This window comes from Erwinia tracheiphila (assembly GCF_021365465.1).
Lineage (GTDB): Bacteria > Pseudomonadota > Gammaproteobacteria > Enterobacterales > Enterobacteriaceae > Erwinia > Erwinia tracheiphila.
The window spans coordinates 143,377-158,228 of sequence record NZ_CP089932.1 but is presented as its reverse complement, the minus strand read 5'-3'; the positions used below and the strand labels follow the sequence as shown (position 1 = coordinate 158,228).

Below are 14,852 nucleotides of genomic sequence, written 5' to 3'. Positions count from 1 at the left end.
CAGAGATGTCACTTTTTACGGCATAAAGGCTCAAACCTTTTGCCGCAAGGACATTCGGATGTTAGTGGCCATGTCAGATAAAGAGTTAAACTGGGTTAACGTTATTCAGGCTGTTGTCGAAAAGCATATGCGCCGCGTGATGCAGCCGTCCGGCTTGAGTTAACTGAACATCAGGTTCAGCGGCTGATAAATCGTTTCAGAGATACGGGCGCTGCTGGTCTTGTAAGCCTTCGCCATGGCACTGTCGGCAACCACAGATTACCTGAATCACTGAAGCTGAGAACACTGGCATTATTGCACGAAAACTATAGTGATTTTGGCCCCACACTGGCCGCTGAAAAACTAAGGGAACGTCACGATATTTCCGTTTCTGTTGAAACGCTCAGGAAATGGATGATTGCTGATGGCCTCTGGTTTCCGTATTCCAGACGTAAACCACGGGTTTATCAGCCGCGCTATCGCCGTGACTGTCCCGGTGAACTTATTCAGATTGGCGGCTCTCATCATGGCTGGTTCGAAGGCCGTGCGGATAAATGCCGTCTGCCGGTTTATATTGATGGTGCCACAGGACACCTGCTGCACCTGCGTTTTGGTGAGACGGAATCAGCATTCGATTATATGACCGCAACGCGACAGTACATTGATAAACATGGAAAACCTGTCGCATTTTACAGCGATAAACATGCAATATTTCGGGTCAGCCAGCCTGAGCACAGAAACACCGGCACAACACAGTTTGGGCATGTGCTTCATGAGCTGGGGATCGAACTCATCTGCTCTAACAGTTCTCAGGCCAAAGGCCGCGTGGAACGTGCCAACCAGACGCTTCAGGACAGGCTTATCAAAGAAAAGCAGCACACCCACTCCTCACGATGCCACGTTCAGGCAGTTCCTGACGCAACCGGACATTGCCCGTGATTTCATGGAAATCCGCCTTCCCGCAGAGCTGCGCGCCATCTGCGATCTCAGCACGCTGAAACTGGAGTCCGGCTCGTTCGTTGAGGATGATCTCCGCCAGTATTTCAGCGACGTCCTCTACAGCCGTCGACGAACATATTCATTTCCTGGTCGAGCACCAGTCAACGCCTGACAAACATATGGCTTTCCGCCTGATACGCTATGCGGTGGCCGCCATGCAGCGCCACCTGGAGGCAGGGCATAAAAACTGCCACTGGTGATACTGGTGCTGTTCTACACGGGTAAACGCAGCCCGTATCCGTACTCCACCCGGTGGCTGGATGAGTTTGACGATCCGGCGCTGGCAGACAAACTCTACAGCCGCGCTTTCCCGCTGGTAGACGTTACGGTCATTCCGGATGATGAAATTGCTGGCCATCGCAGCATGGCCGCTCTGACCCTGCTGCAGAAACATATTCATCAGCGAGACCTGGCAGAACTGGTTGACCGGCTGGTGCCCATTTTACTGGCCGGTTATCTGTCTTCATCACAGGTGATTTCGCTGATACACTATATACATCCGACGCAGAAGCCTTTGTACGCGAACTGGCACAGCGTGTGCCGCAACACGGAGACACACTTATGACCATCGCACAACAGCTCGAACAGAAGGGTATCGAGAAAGGTATTCAGCTCGGCAAACAGGAAGGTCGTTCAGAAGGTGAGCGCGAAGCGACCCTGAAAATTGCCCGTACCATGCTCCAGAACGGTATCGACCGCAATACCGTCATGAAAATGACCGGCCTGACTGGAGACGATCTGGCGCAAATCCGCCACTAATCACCCTTTCCTGGCGCTCCCTGTTCGGCCATCAGCGAATACTGGTGGGGCAGGAGGCACCAGGCTCTGCAAGCCACAGCGATTAAACGGCTTCATCCCCCCGCTACGTTCCCCGTCAGCTGATTTATTTGTCGACCGTTGTCGTCAAAAGCGACATCGAGGTTGGCCCGTAAGAGATAAATACCGTTCACGCCCGCACTGAGCTCCACAGCATTCCGGCCGGACCATTCCTGGGGTCAGTTTGGATATCGAAAATTATTGTACGTTAAGATTACTTTTTAACCAGACCCCATATTTTTATAAGGTGGTTCGAAGTGCTTAACGACAATGTCGGTATCACGTTAATAAATGCATCCAGTCAGGAATATCCGAAGCAGAATGGGCTTGCTAAAGCGCTGAGGGAAATCGGCCGCATTGAGCGAACACTGTTTATGCTGGACTGGTTTCGTGATCCTGCATTGCGTCGCAGGGGTCAGGCCGGTCTGAACAAAGGAGAAGCCCGCAATGCCCTTGCCAGAGCTGTCTTCATGCATCGTCTGGGCGAAATTAGGGATCGTGGTCTGGAAAACCAGAGTTACCGCGCCAGTGGCCTTACGCTGATCACAGCCGCGATCACATTGTGGAATACCGTGTATATAGAAAACGCCATTAACCATTTGAAAAAGAAGGGACTACCACTCAATGATCAATTGCTGTCACACCTGTCTCCACTGGGCTGGGAACACATTAATCTGACGGGAGACTATATCTGGCGAACCAAAAAAACTGGCTGAAGGGAAGTATCATCCTTTGCGACCAGTTGATGTCAGTCAGTATAAAAAACAACCTTAACGTACAATATGTTCCGTTTCCCAAACGGAGCCCATCAACGAAGTGATCGCCAGGCGAATGGCCCAAAAGCAGCAGATGCAGTGGAGCAGAAAAGGTGCGCATTATTTGTTACAGACTCGTACCGCTATTCTGAATAACGAGCTGCAGGATAAATTTGCCAGCGGGTACCCCGGTTGCACGATAGACGAACAGAGTGGCGGGAAGTTATCTGCGATGGCAGCATAGCTCACGACTGCCCCTGGGTTTTTCATGCTCTCTTTATCCGGCAGACAGGCACAGCGTTAATCTCATTGAACGGGTTGCACAATCAGTCGATCACCCAAACGCTATGCCTGTCTTTTTTTGCCTGCCTGCTATCGGGAGTTCGTCAGAGGAATGGCAGGTCAGGATCACTTAAGAATCTCTCTCCTAAGCGTTAAGCAGATAAACCAAGCTGTCGTACATGAATGCACCGCCTGACAGAGTCAGTTTCAGCGTGTTTTTTCCATCCTTCACTAACGCTGCCGGGATAACCCATGTCTCCAGATGATAATTGCCACATAGCGTAGCCCCACGATAGATAGATTTATCATTCGGGTAAGAAATCGTGTCCAGCAGCGTTTCATTCAGATAGACATGCAGTGTTGGCGCAGAGCCACCAATGGATGCGCTACTCGCGGCAGCGATGCCCAGTTTAAGAGAACGTCCGGCACCATCGGCACGATCTTCAAATTCCACGTTCCAGCTACCGATTTGAGTCTGCGCATAGTACCATTCACGGGCAGGATCACTTTTGCCCACAGTAAAGGTCAGATCTGCGGGTGGCAGCAGTTTCCAGCGATAGTTTCGCTGATTTCCACTGTACTGATATCCCGAGGCGCGACGATCCGTTTCACCAATTTGCCACAACACATTTTGCGGTTCTGCGATGCCCAGCTCACCAATATCAGTATCGACGTTAGCCGCCACGATGACTGTTTTATGCACTAATGCGCCAACAGCTGCTCCTGATAATGGATATACCGTGAGCAGCCAGCGTCCCGGCCGAACGCTATCAAGACGGAAGCTGCCGTCACTGTTGGTCCGTGTATGCCAGCTATAGCCGCGGACCTGCAGATCAAATTCTTCATCCTCGGGCGATAACACAACCTCGCTAACGACACCGTTAATTTTGCCTCTCACGCTGCCGCGTGACAGCGGATACAGTGATTCATCGACCCAGTGGTAAGGCCATGCCGCGGCTTCTTTACTGCTCTGATTGATCACATCGTTGATCATCTCGCTATTACTCCCTTGGTTAAAATGAATAACCCATGGGCTAATGCTGGTCACTTAAGGTGACCAGCAACCTTTTTATCCGGATATTTCCTGCTCTTTACCCTCAACTCTCTCGGGTAACTTCGCTCTCTTCTACCCGGTAACACAAGCCATTTCGCCTGTTCATACAGGGTTCTCAGTTCTCCCGGCATTTTTCCCGGCGAAGCCCAGGGCAGGGTTATCAGCATCCGGATTATTTCGCTTATCGCTCCACTGAAGCTCAGCTGGTAAGGCAGGTAATCTCCTTTCAGATGGAACGCCATCTGCACCATCTGATATCGCACCAGGTTATAAGCCAGCAGTACCCCCCATAGCTCCTGTCTCACCAGCTCCGGCAGGCGACTGCGTAATGTCTACCGGCTGTCCAGCATACCCTGCTTTGCTTCCCGGTAGCCCAGTTCTATTTCCCAGCGGTGGCGATATAGCTCGCTGATATCTTTACCCGGATAGCGATTCGGGTCTGTCAGTGACGTCAGCACCTGCCTCTCTTTACCGTCTACCCTGCGGGTCAGCAGTCTTGCCACCATTTCTTCCGGGACCCCTGGCCATTGCTTCCTGGCTCGTGGACTGGTTTTCAGGCATATCAGTTCATCTCCACGCCCCAAACGGCGAACCACCTGATACTGTACGTGTTTTTTCAACGGCAACAACCAGTGACGGTGTTCTCCTGCTGTCTGCCAGTGATGAAGCAGACCCATCGAATAAAATCCCTTATCGAACAGGGTGATACTGTTATTCGGGGTTTTCTCCGTCAGGTGCTCAGCCAGCCGCATTTCACTGACTTTTTCACTGTCGAATGCACTGGCGGCGATCAGATGGCTGCTCAGCTCCATCAGACAAACCATTCGCACCTGAGGATAGCCGCCTTCGCCGTACTGGCTGCTGTGTTTACTGAAGACGGCTCTGTTTTCCGGCGTATCGGCGGTACGCCAGACCACGCCGTCGACAGCAAACAGATTCAGACCGTGCCATTTTGGATGTGCAGCCTGCTGATTCCAGTGCTGCTGTGTGATATCAAAAAGCTCCCGCACTGCATTTTCACCCAGAGTCTTACGGCGCTGAATGACAGCGCTGCGTGCGGTAAAAGGAGCTCCGGTCCGGTCAGTAATATCCATCAGATTGACGATTTCGGTCATCGGACGATCGCAAAAAATGGACATCCCAACGACAAGCCAAATCATGGATTCGAGGGAAAGTTTACGTTTACGCAAAGTAACGGTATCGGTCAGGGTGAGCGCCTGCTGAATAAGCTCGGGAGGAATAAGGTCGGCGAGACTACGGGCGCGCTCAGGAGTGGCGGCATTGATGATGCCGAGGGCCTGGGAAAGTTCCATTTAAAAAGGGTTCCATGATGAACATAGAACCCTTTTTACCGCATAAACCGGATCGGTCAACCGATCCTTAAATGATCGGCATTAACCCATGGGCCATACATTTTTTGAAACCCCGCCGGCATTTCCAGCTTCGGTGTACCGAAATGTGCGCCTGACATATAAACAATCATCAGAGAATCCTGGTGAGTGATCAGGTCCTGTTTTAAAGGGCCGCCTGAAAAATATTCATGACTGGGATGAATAAACCATGCGCCAGTATTATTGCCTAATACACCGCAGAAATTCTTGTCTCGTACGAAGCGGGCAAGGTCATATTTTGAATAGTAAGTACCATCAGGTAACTGCCAGGTTTCATCCTGAACCTTGGTGTATTTTTCCAGTTCAGAATACCTTTTGGGCTGCATCTCAATTTCACCGTTGTGTACCAGTGGCATCAGATCCGGATCAAAACGACAGACCAGACGGAATTCATCAATACTTAGATTCTTATCTGTTTTATTGCGTGCGATAACATAGCAGTATATCCCGCTCATTCCAGAAGTAATGATATAGTGCTGCTCAATTGAAATTCTGGATGCAGAGGATTGCGCGTAAACGACATGAGAAAAATCTTCATTTAACTCAACAATCTCAAGAGAATCAGGCACAAAAGAAATATTTTCTCCGTCATTGTAATCAATGTAGAAACTTTTTTTACCATTTAAGTTTCCGATAATATTCTGGTTATTTATAAGAACTTTTGTTGCATGACCATCTGTAAATGTAGCTGAGAAAAAATCATTTTTCATAATCAGTTTCAGCCCATCAACAACAACACTAACATTTCCCATAGTATGGCATCCTTTTATATGGAGTGGTGGCTATTTACAGTATGGATGTCTGATTCCGATCCTTATTTACCATACTGAATTTCGTCTACTTTATTACTAAAGAATAAATAAACGAGATCAAAAAGACTCAATTCAGAATGGTTATTTCTCATTTTGCGACGGGTAATTGATTTCGGGATGATAGTATTTTATGTTCAGATAATGCCCTGTGGGTTCTGTCGCATTAACGGCAGTGGACCGGCAGAAAGGCTGCTGCCTGTTTTTCAGGCAGCCAGCAGACAGAATTGTTCCGCGGGAACAATCCATCACTTTGTGGATGTTGATATTGTCCTTTGCGTATCATGTGGAGCTGTTCGATGCCGGCCAGCCGCGTCTGTGCACGGCGAAACAAGTTAAATCCCGGCATCTGGTATCCGGCGTCTGATATTGCGGTGATCCTGCTCAACTAAGTTGTTCAGATACTTGCTTTGCCTGACGGTGATGTTTTCCTCAGCGGGTTTGTCGGCATTGAGCGTTGCCAGGGCGGCGGTACTGGCGCCGCTTTTAGCGATCGTCACCACTTCAGGTTCACCGTAGTGACGGATAACCTTGCGAAAGAAACGCAGCGCGGCGGCATCACGCCAGGCGGTCAACAAAAAGTCGATGGTCTGTCCCGGTCTGTCGACGGCGCGGTACAGGTATTTCCACTGCCCTCTGACCCTGATGTGGGTTTCGTCCATGCGCCAGTGGCCCCGCACAGCACGTTTATGCCGGCGAAATGCCCTGTCCGGTAACGGCACCAGACGGATGACCCGGCGATGGCGTGTGGAAGGGCCAACGACAGTACCGCGCTCCGCCATCATTTCTTCCAGTGTTGGTAAATGAATGGCCGCGGGCGCGCAAGTGGTAAACCAGGCCGCTGCGCCCGCCCGGCCTCCGATAAAAGACAGGCGCACATCTTCAGTTCTGTGGAGCAGGGATATCTGAAACTTCTGGCCGGGTTTCATCCAGCATGTTAACAGGCGCTGGTGCAGTAGGCTGCATAATTTTCAGCCAGTTCTGCTGCAACTTTTGCATATCCGTTTCTGCTTCACCCTGCGGCTGCATCAATACCATGGTGATATCCTGTGACAACTGCTGACGCAGTTCTTGGTTCATCATCTGCAACGTCAGGCCTGACAGGAAGCTCTGGCGCAGTTTCTGATACTGCTCAGGGGCGATGTCCACTACCGCATTCTGCTGCGAACGCAAACGCTGGCTCATCAGCACATTCGTATCGGTGCGGGCATAGGTCGCAAACAGCTTGCTCAGTTCTGCGGTCTTTTGCGCCATCAGCGCGTCAAACTCTTCCTGGGGCAGGCCGTTATCACGGATATTCGCCATTTCATGTGCCACCAGATTAAGGTTACTGGCGAGCGTGGCATTATCAGCATCCAGATTAATTGCGCACTGCGCACGCTGATACAGCACGCGGCAATCGAAACCAACCTGTACTTTTTGCGCTTTGTTTGCGCTCAAAACGCGCTGAACATGCCAGAACAACGCTTCCCGCGCCAGATCGCCCTGCCAGTAACGTTGCAGATTCTGCGAGTCGACGATCGGATGCCACGCAGAGTCCCACACCAGAGAGAGGCGATCCTGGTTAAGATTACCATTCACCAGGCTTACCGGGTGCACCGCTAAGGGTGACAGCGTGGGAATGGGGGTTGGCGTGGTACGTTTGCCCTGCAACGGCGAAAACGCTTTGCTAATCTGTTCGGCCAGATTTCGGCTGTCAAGGTTACCCACCACAAACAGCGTCATGGCATCCGGCGTGTACCACTGTTTGTAAGAAGCATTAAGTTTTTCCGAATCAACCGGGGCGCTGGCGAGCTTTAACGGATCATGGTCCAACAGCGCTGACCCTTTAAGGCGATAACGCCACCAGACATCCTGCGGATTAGCAGGCCAGCTGGCAATAGGGTCGTCCATGTTCAGGGCCGTATTGACCGTTTGCTGATTGATGTTCATTTCACCCACGGTCGCGGCCAGCCAGCTCAGGGCCTCTTTCACCAATTCAGGGCGGTTATTCGGCAGGCTCAGATTATAAAGGGTAAAATCATAAGAGGTGACAATTGGTGGCTGTGGACGGTCGGGATCGATACTTTGTTGCCACAGCGAACGTTGCCGGGCGGTATCCAGTTTGGCATTATGCACCAGCGCCAGACGTGGCAGCAAATGGCTGTATCCACTTTGCTGGACATTTTCCATCAGCGAGCCGGTATTTACCATCAAACGAACTTCAATACGATCGCTGGGACGCTGAGGCGTGGACAGAATCTGCCAGCTGAAATTATTATTCAGTTTTCCCTGCTGCCAGGCAGGATCGGGTTGCAGTGTTTCAGCCTGAACACTACCGCTGGAAGCGATCAGCAGTACCCCACCAACTAAAAGACGAATTCTGCTGCCCTGCATGTAAACCCCTACTCAATCACAAACCAAAAATAATCACTGGCGGTCTTTCACCTGCAACGCCTGGCAGGGAACACTGTCAATTAAGAAGAACAGCCTGTTAGACCACGCCCCGGCCAGGAAATCTCACCGGAAAGTAAAAAATGATAAAATCGTTGAGGGTTATTATGCAAATGCCCGCCTCGAGGGCAAGTCACGACGGGCATTTGTAGGGTTTTTTAGTAAATTAACAGGCCATCATCAGATTTCTGACAGTTCTTTAGCCTTAGTCGGCGAGGAAAGAGCCTGATGAAGTTTCTGCTCATCCAGTTGATCGACCCACTTCGCGACCACAACGGTCGCTACACCATTACCGATCAGGTTGGTCAGTGCACGCGCCTCTGACATAAAACGATCAATACCCAGAATCAGCGCCAGCCCGGCAACCGGCAGATGCCCGACGGCAGAAAGCGTTGCCGCCAGCACGATAAAACCACTGCCCGTCACCCCCGCCGCGCCTTTTGACGACAGTAGCAGCACCACCAGCAGCGTGATCTGATGGAAAACATCCATATGGGCGTTGGTGGCCTGAGCAATAAATACCGCGGCCATGGTCAGATAAATGGATGTGCCATCAAGGTTGAAAGAGTAACCGGTAGGGATGACCAGACCGACCACCGATTTTTTACAACCCAGCTTTTCCATTTTATCCAACATGCGCGGAAGCGCGGATTCAGACGAAGAGGTACCCAGTACAATCAGCAGTTCTTCTTTTATATAGGCGATAAATTTGAAAATATTGAAGCCTACCACGCGAGCAATCAGCCCCAGCACAATCACCACAAACAACACGCAGGTGATATAAAAACAGATAATCAGCTGGCCCAGCTGCAACAATGAGCCAACGCCATATTTACCGATGGTAAATGCCATGGCCCCAAATGCACCAATGGGTGCCAGACGCATGATCATATTGATAATGCCGAAGATTACGCGGGAGAAACTTTCAATAAAGTTGAAAACCAGCGTGCCTTTGTCACCCATACGATGCAGGGCAAAACCAAACAGAATAGCGAATAACAGCACCTGAAGAATATTGCCGCTGGCAAAAGCGCCGATCACGCTGCCAGGGATAATATCCAGCAGAAAAGCGACCACACCTTGCTGCTCCGCCTGCTGGGCATAAACCGCTACCGCTTTGGCATCAAGCGTGGCGGGATCGACATTCATGCCGGCACCGGGTTGCAACACATTGACCACCACCAGACCAATAATCAGGGCGGCGGTGCTGACAATTTCAAAATAAAGCAGGGCCACGGCACCAGTACGGCCCACCGCTTTCATACTTTCCATTCCGGCAATACCCGTCACCACGGTACAAAAGATCACCGGAGCGATGATCATCTTGATCAATTTGACGAAAGCATCGCCCAGCGGCTTCATCTGTGTACCCAGTTCGGGCCAGAAATGCCCGAGAAGTACACCGACAGCAATAGCAGTTAAGACTTGGAAATAAAGACTTTTAAACAGAGAAGTTTTCATAGCAATACCCGTTAACGGATTGATGACGGTCAGGTTCGTTGTAGTTATCGTCAAACATCGCGCAAAACTAACACCTCGTTAACTGGATTTATATAAATTGACACATTCTTAACACTCTTGCTTGACGTTTTAAGAGCTGAATCACTTCAGCTCGTCACCAACGCGGGCTTGCATGCTATGGGAAAAAGAATACCGCGCATGGCAATCGGGCTTCATCTTCCGTCAGCCCTCCTGAGGGAGCCGTTCTGACTCCGCATCCTGCCAGCCAGGAAAATACTTCTCATTAAACGTCTGAACCGGCAATGCTTCTGAGTAAAGATAGCCCTGGCCAATAAAGATCCCCCGCGCCAGCAGCCAGTCGCGCTGCTGCGGTGTTTCCACACCTTCAGCGATGACATCAAGTCTGATGATATCGGCAATGGCCGCCACGATTTTCACCATAGTGTCGTCGTGGGGTAATACGCATACAAAACTGCGGTCTATCTTCAGCTTGCTAATTGGCAGCGACTTAAACTGACTGAGCCAGTTAAGATTGGCATAGCCCATGCCAAAATCATCCAACGCCACCGCCACCCCAAGCTCCTGTAACTCGCCCAATAAACGCAACGCCAGCTCAGGTTCACTAGGCTGTGCGGTCTCGGTAATTTCCAGCATCAGGCTGTCCGGAGAAATACGGTGGCGCTCAATCAGATCGCGAAGATGTGTCACCATGTCCGGCTCCAGCAATTGTGCAGCGGAGAGATTCACGCTGAGTGTCAGCGTCACCCCGGCTTTCTGCCATGCAGCCAGCACGCGACAGGATTCCTCAAACACCCAGCGGCCCACCGAAACAATCACGCCAATCTCTTCTGCATTGACGATCAGATCCTCCGGGAGCGACCAGCTTCCATCCGGCTGACGCATCCGTAGAAGCGCTTCCGAACCGACCAGCTGCCCGTTACGCATATCCACCTGCGGTTGCAAGAACAGCGAGAAATTCTCCTCTGCCAGCCCCTGCAAAATGTTGTGCTCCTGCGTCAGACGCTTGTGCGCACGATCCATCATCGCCGGGTCAAAAAACAAAATCTGATTTTTGCCCTGATAACGGGCAGACATCATTGCCGACGCCGCACGGCTGATAAAATCCTGCGCATTGAGCTGGCTGTCATCGCGCTGCGCCAGACCGATAGAGACATTCGGACGCAACTGCATTTGCTGTAACGTCACCGGTTGATTCAGACGCAGCAAAAGCTGGCGCGCCAACCGTATTGCCCGGAAGGGGCTATTTGCCCGTCGTGCTAATAACACCAGGTCGCTACCTGAAAGTTGCCCCACAATAGTGTGGCTGTCGATGGCGCTTTTAACCCTTTCCAGCAGCGTCTGCAACAGGACATCACGCTGCTCATCCGCCACCACGCCATTCGCTTCCAGCAGCGTTTCAATACGCAAAATCAGCACGGTGAACGATTCATCGCCGACAAGTGAATTGAGATGCTCGTCAAGCAGCGCAAGAAATAGCGCTTTATTCGGCAAATTGGTCAGGGCAACGCGGGTGATCAATCGGCTCATCTCGCTGTACACCGACTCCGAAACCTGCTGATTACGATTGTAGCTGCGGATCAACATGCCTAATTCATCATCGCGATGACGCGCAGGCAAAGCCAGCTGATGGAAAATCGCCTCCTGAGGGGGCAGATCCTGCAATGCGGTGGCAATCGTCCGCAGCGGACGGACGATGAGTCGGTTAATACACCAGCTTATCGACACGGACAGAACCAGCGCCATTAACAGCCAGATGGTCACCATCGTTGACAGTGCGCTAAGGATAAACTGATAAACCCGCCAGGAATCCGCCTGCAAAACCAACAGGGCCAGCGGTTTCGGGTTAGAAGGCTCCAGAGAATAGAGCGGCACAGTAATTTTTATCGGCAGCTCAAACAGGCGGGCAATCAATTCCGGTACGGGCCGCGCCAGTTCAAAATCGGTATGCAGCGCCTGCATACCATTCGGTAATACCACATCGGCCTGGGCAAGGATGCCTGCTGGCTTTAGTGATGCAAGAATGCGCCCCGCCTGGCTGGTATCCGCCTTGAGCACCGCCTGCGACAGCGGTTGCCGCACAGTATGCGCCACATTCTCCATCTGCTGGGCGTAGTCAATTCTGCGCTGCTGCACAAAATGAAAAAGTTGAATGACGATAAAAATACAGATGGTGACGGTCGCCACGCCTGAAACCGTCGCCATCTGTTTTATCGTTAACGAACGACTTACGCGCAAGCCTGTTCTCCGCAATGCCAAGACCGCCATAGCGGCGAAAAAACGTCCCGGACAGATGTTGCCCATAAGGCAGGATCTGGATTAAACACTTTCCAGGCATAACCTGGCAAGGTTAACAATGAATTGGCCAGTGAGAGGCTAATGGAAATCGACATACGGCGTCGGCAACAGCATTGGCACATCGCCTGACCATCCCGTCATCGAACAATGAATATAAAGTAATGGATGGCAGTGTAATCCTTCGCCCGTTACAGATCCATACTCGCGCCCGGTAGCGAGTGCGCGCGGTGGCCCGCAAGGTGACGCCATCCATACGTCTGCCGCTGGCAGAACCAGTACCGCTATCCGCTTCAGACTTAAGCAGCCGTTCCCATCAAAATACCATTGAAGATATAAGAAAAAAACCAAAGAAAGACGGTTATCTGATATCGTTCCGATGCTATTTGTATGGGGTTAGAAATGGATAAGAAAAGAGCGATAACAGTACTGGATACCTTTGCCGGAGCAGGTGGTTTCAGCTTAGGGTTTCATTTAGCCGGTGCTGAAATTAAAGGCGCAATAGAAATAGATAGCTGGGCAAGCGAGACGTTTACAGCAAACCATCCTGAAACGATGGTCATCAAAAAAGACATCGCCTTAATGAAGGATGATGAAATCCTGTCCATATTTTCCCGGCCTGATATTTTGTTAGGCGGCCCACCGTGCCAGGGCTATTCTATTGCTAATAGAAAAAATGGGGACCCGAAAGATCCCAGAAATACACTTTTCCAGGAGTTTCTTCGTATCGGAAGGTTATTTAGTCCTCCTGTCATTATCATGGAAAATGTTCCTAACATCGTTAAAGCCAGGACAAGTGAAGGCGTTTTCGTTGTTGACATTATCAAAGAAGAATTAAAAAATCTGGGCTATTTCGTTTATGATAAAGTGCTTGAAGCAACAGATTATGGCGTTCCTCAGATTAGAAAAAGACTGTTCATCATCGCTTCTAAAAAAGAACTAAAACACCCGTTCCCGAAAGCCACCCACAATATTAATGGCGAAAATGGATGCCTAAAAACGCCCACGCTATGGGATGCTATATCTGATCTCCCTGAGATTCAGGCCAGAGAGGGATCTGAAGCGATGAATTATCATTTACCAGCAAAAAATGAATATCAAATGATGCTACGAGAAAGATCAAATCTCGTATTTAATCACAAAGCAATGAATCACTCTAAAAGATTAGTTGAACGATTTTCTTCTATGTCCTGGGGGCAATCAACATCTGATGTCCCGGAACATTTAAAACCAATGAGAAGAAACGGTAAAGAAATATCAGACAAAGTCTACGATCAAAATAACAGAAGAATGCACCCTGACAAACCGTGCCACACTATAGCTGCTTCTTTTTATGCAAACTTTGTCCACCCGAACATCCACAGAAACTTTACTGCACGCGAAGGCGCGAGAATACAATCCTTTCCAGACTGGTATGTTTTCAAAGGCAAACCGACCGTGGTAAGCCATAAACTTTTGCAAAGAGAAGGAAGAACTGACGAAAAATATTTATGTCAATATAACCAGATTGGCAATGCCGTGCCACCATTACTCTCTCAGGCAATAGCTGAGAATATTTTTAAGGAGGTTTTTGATGAGTGATGCAACATCAAATAATACGGTTTTCGTTCATGGTAATAACATTTATCAAAAGAAAATGAGCAAGGATAAGTATACGGACAAAAAATCTGTTGATTATTTATCTGAAATTGAAAAAAGATACGAAAAATGGAAAGGCGATAACTTATCCCTGAAAGGCCCGTTCTGTGAAAAAAACAAAAATGATGTAAAAATCATCACAGGAAAAGTTAAGCTGCTGAATGATTATAAAGATTTCATTGACGATAAAAAATATGCAGAACACTTTGATTCACGTTCTAACCTTCACTCATCTGTATTAGAAGAGTTTATGTTTTATCTGTTCAAAGATATGGTTGAAGAGATTTCACCTCATGCGTTGATAGGTAAAACTCACTCCTTTAAAGACATATTTTTCAGATCAAAGTCATATAAAGATATGGTGAATAAACCATCGGCCATTGTTGAAATCAAAGATCATGATTTTTCTATCGGAATCACTGTTAACGCAAAGATGAAAGTAAATGGTTCTGAATTTTATGAGAACCATCTCTGGGACATACCTGCTCTTGCCATTGAATGTAAAACCTATTTGGACAAGACAATGCTACAGGATGTATCTACAGCAGCCGAACAGCTTAAATTAAAAAACCCAAACGCTGTTTATATTGTTGTCGCCGAATGGGTAAAGTTAACCGAGAAAGTTAATCTAAAAAAATATAAAGTTGACCAAATTTATATTCTAAGAAAGCAGAAAAACACCGACAGAGAATTAAGATACAAGGCAGGATACATCAAAAATCCAATCTATGATGAGGTCGTTTCTCATCTGTTCAATACTGTGAGAGATTTTCTTACAACGGACTGGGATAGCGGTATCGCTTATGGCCTGCAAAATGGATATTTAATATAAATCGCTTTTGAGCCGTCAATCATCGTGTGAAAGGCGATCAATCAAGCGTTGCAAAATATGGTCGTGAAGCCGCGCATCGCCAATGCTTGC

At 49.3% G+C, this 14,852-nt stretch carries 7 protein-coding genes and 7 pseudogenes; 6 read left to right on the top strand and 8 right to left on the bottom strand.

What is annotated here, in order from left to right:
* Window positions 1-70 precede the first annotated feature (70 nt).
* Window positions 71-849: pseudogene (locus LU633_RS00800) on the top strand (ISNCY family transposase); the annotation flags it as partial.
* Window positions 812-1,737, top strand: a pseudogene (locus LU633_RS00795) (Rpn family recombination-promoting nuclease/putative transposase). The pseudogenes LU633_RS00800 and LU633_RS00795, both read left to right, overlap by 38 nt.
* Here LU633_RS00795 and LU633_RS26040 read toward each other — a convergent pair.
* Window positions 1,734-1,970 (bottom strand): annotated as a pseudogene (locus LU633_RS26040) (DUF2913 family protein); the annotation flags it as partial. The pseudogenes LU633_RS00795 and LU633_RS26040 overlap by 4 nt on opposite strands.
* 60 nt (window positions 1,971-2,030) lie before the next feature.
* Here LU633_RS26040 and LU633_RS00790 point away from each other — a divergent pair.
* Window positions 2,031-2,568: pseudogene (locus LU633_RS00790) on the top strand (Tn3 family transposase); the annotation flags it as partial.
* A 33-nt stretch (window positions 2,569-2,601) separates the two neighbouring features.
* Window positions 2,602-2,793: pseudogene (locus tag LU633_RS00785) on the top strand (ISKra4 family transposase); the annotation flags it as partial.
* Between the two features lie 183 nt (window positions 2,794-2,976).
* Here LU633_RS00785 and LU633_RS00780 read toward each other — a convergent pair.
* The 7 genes and pseudogenes from LU633_RS00780 to hmsP form a co-directional block, all read right to left on the bottom strand.
* Window positions 2,977-3,825 carry a polysaccharide lyase family protein gene (locus LU633_RS00780; protein ID WP_016191533.1) on the bottom strand — a complete coding sequence of 283 codons (849 nt, stop codon included), beginning with the start codon at window positions 3,823-3,825 and terminating at the stop codon, window positions 2,977-2,979.
* Between the two features lie 50 nt (window positions 3,826-3,875).
* A pseudogene (locus tag LU633_RS00775) lies at window positions 3,876-5,198 on the bottom strand (IS4 family transposase).
* A gap of 56 nt (window positions 5,199-5,254) precedes the next feature.
* Window positions 5,255-6,028: a rhamnogalacturonan lyase B N-terminal domain-containing protein gene (locus LU633_RS00770; protein ID WP_052734721.1), complete on the bottom strand. Its 774-nt coding sequence runs from the start codon at window positions 6,026-6,028 to the stop codon at window positions 5,255-5,257.
* 263 nt (window positions 6,029-6,291) lie between these two features.
* A pseudogene (locus tag LU633_RS00765) lies at window positions 6,292-6,888 on the bottom strand (IS6 family transposase); the annotation flags it as partial.
* Window positions 6,889-6,967: 79 nt separating this feature from the next.
* Window positions 6,968-8,461 carry an insulinase family protein gene (locus LU633_RS00760; RefSeq protein WP_016191537.1) on the bottom strand — a complete coding sequence of 498 codons (1,494 nt, stop codon included), beginning with the start codon at window positions 8,459-8,461 and terminating at the stop codon, window positions 6,968-6,970.
* Between the two features lie 237 nt (window positions 8,462-8,698).
* A complete protein-coding gene (locus LU633_RS00755) occupies window positions 8,699-9,979 on the bottom strand; it encodes a dicarboxylate/amino acid:cation symporter (RefSeq protein ID WP_016191538.1) in 1,281 nt (426 codons plus the stop codon).
* A 222-nt stretch (window positions 9,980-10,201) separates the two neighbouring features.
* Window positions 10,202-12,235, bottom strand: a complete 2,034-nt coding sequence (hmsP, locus tag LU633_RS00750; RefSeq protein ID WP_046372330.1) for a biofilm formation regulator HmsP — start codon at window positions 12,233-12,235, stop codon at window positions 10,202-10,204.
* 459 nt (window positions 12,236-12,694) lie between these two features.
* Here hmsP and LU633_RS00745 point away from each other — a divergent pair, with 459 nt between their 5' ends.
* Window positions 12,695-13,873 (top strand): DNA cytosine methyltransferase, encoded by a 1,179-nt coding sequence (locus LU633_RS00745; protein ID WP_016191540.1) that lies wholly within the window; start codon window positions 12,695-12,697, stop codon window positions 13,871-13,873.
* A complete protein-coding gene (locus LU633_RS00740) occupies window positions 13,866-14,762 on the top strand; it encodes a Bpu10I family restriction endonuclease (RefSeq protein WP_016191541.1) in 897 nt (298 codons plus the stop codon). The genes LU633_RS00745 and LU633_RS00740 overlap by 8 nt, the downstream gene beginning before the upstream one ends.
* Window positions 14,763-14,852: the final 90 nt, after the last annotated feature.

Excerpts from the sequence above, each read along its gene's own strand:
- LU633_RS00745 (WP_016191540.1), top strand. The coding sequence starts at position 12,695 with ATGGATAAGAAAAGAGCGATAACAGTACTGGATACCTTTGCCGGAGCA.
- LU633_RS00740 (WP_016191541.1), top strand. The coding sequence starts at position 13,866 with ATGAGTGATGCAACATCAAATAATACGGTTTTCGTTCATGGTAATAAC.
- LU633_RS00755 (WP_016191538.1), bottom strand. The coding sequence starts at position 9,979 with ATGAAAACTTCTCTGTTTAAAAGTCTTTATTTCCAAGTCTTAACTGCT.
- LU633_RS00780 (WP_016191533.1), bottom strand. The coding sequence starts at position 3,825 with ATGATCAACGATGTGATCAATCAGAGCAGTAAAGAAGCCGCGGCATGG.
- LU633_RS00760 (WP_016191537.1), bottom strand. The coding sequence starts at position 8,461 with ATGCAGGGCAGCAGAATTCGTCTTTTAGTTGGTGGGGTACTGCTGATC.
- LU633_RS00770 (WP_052734721.1), bottom strand. The coding sequence starts at position 6,028 with ATGGGAAATGTTAGTGTTGTTGTTGATGGGCTGAAACTGATTATGAAA.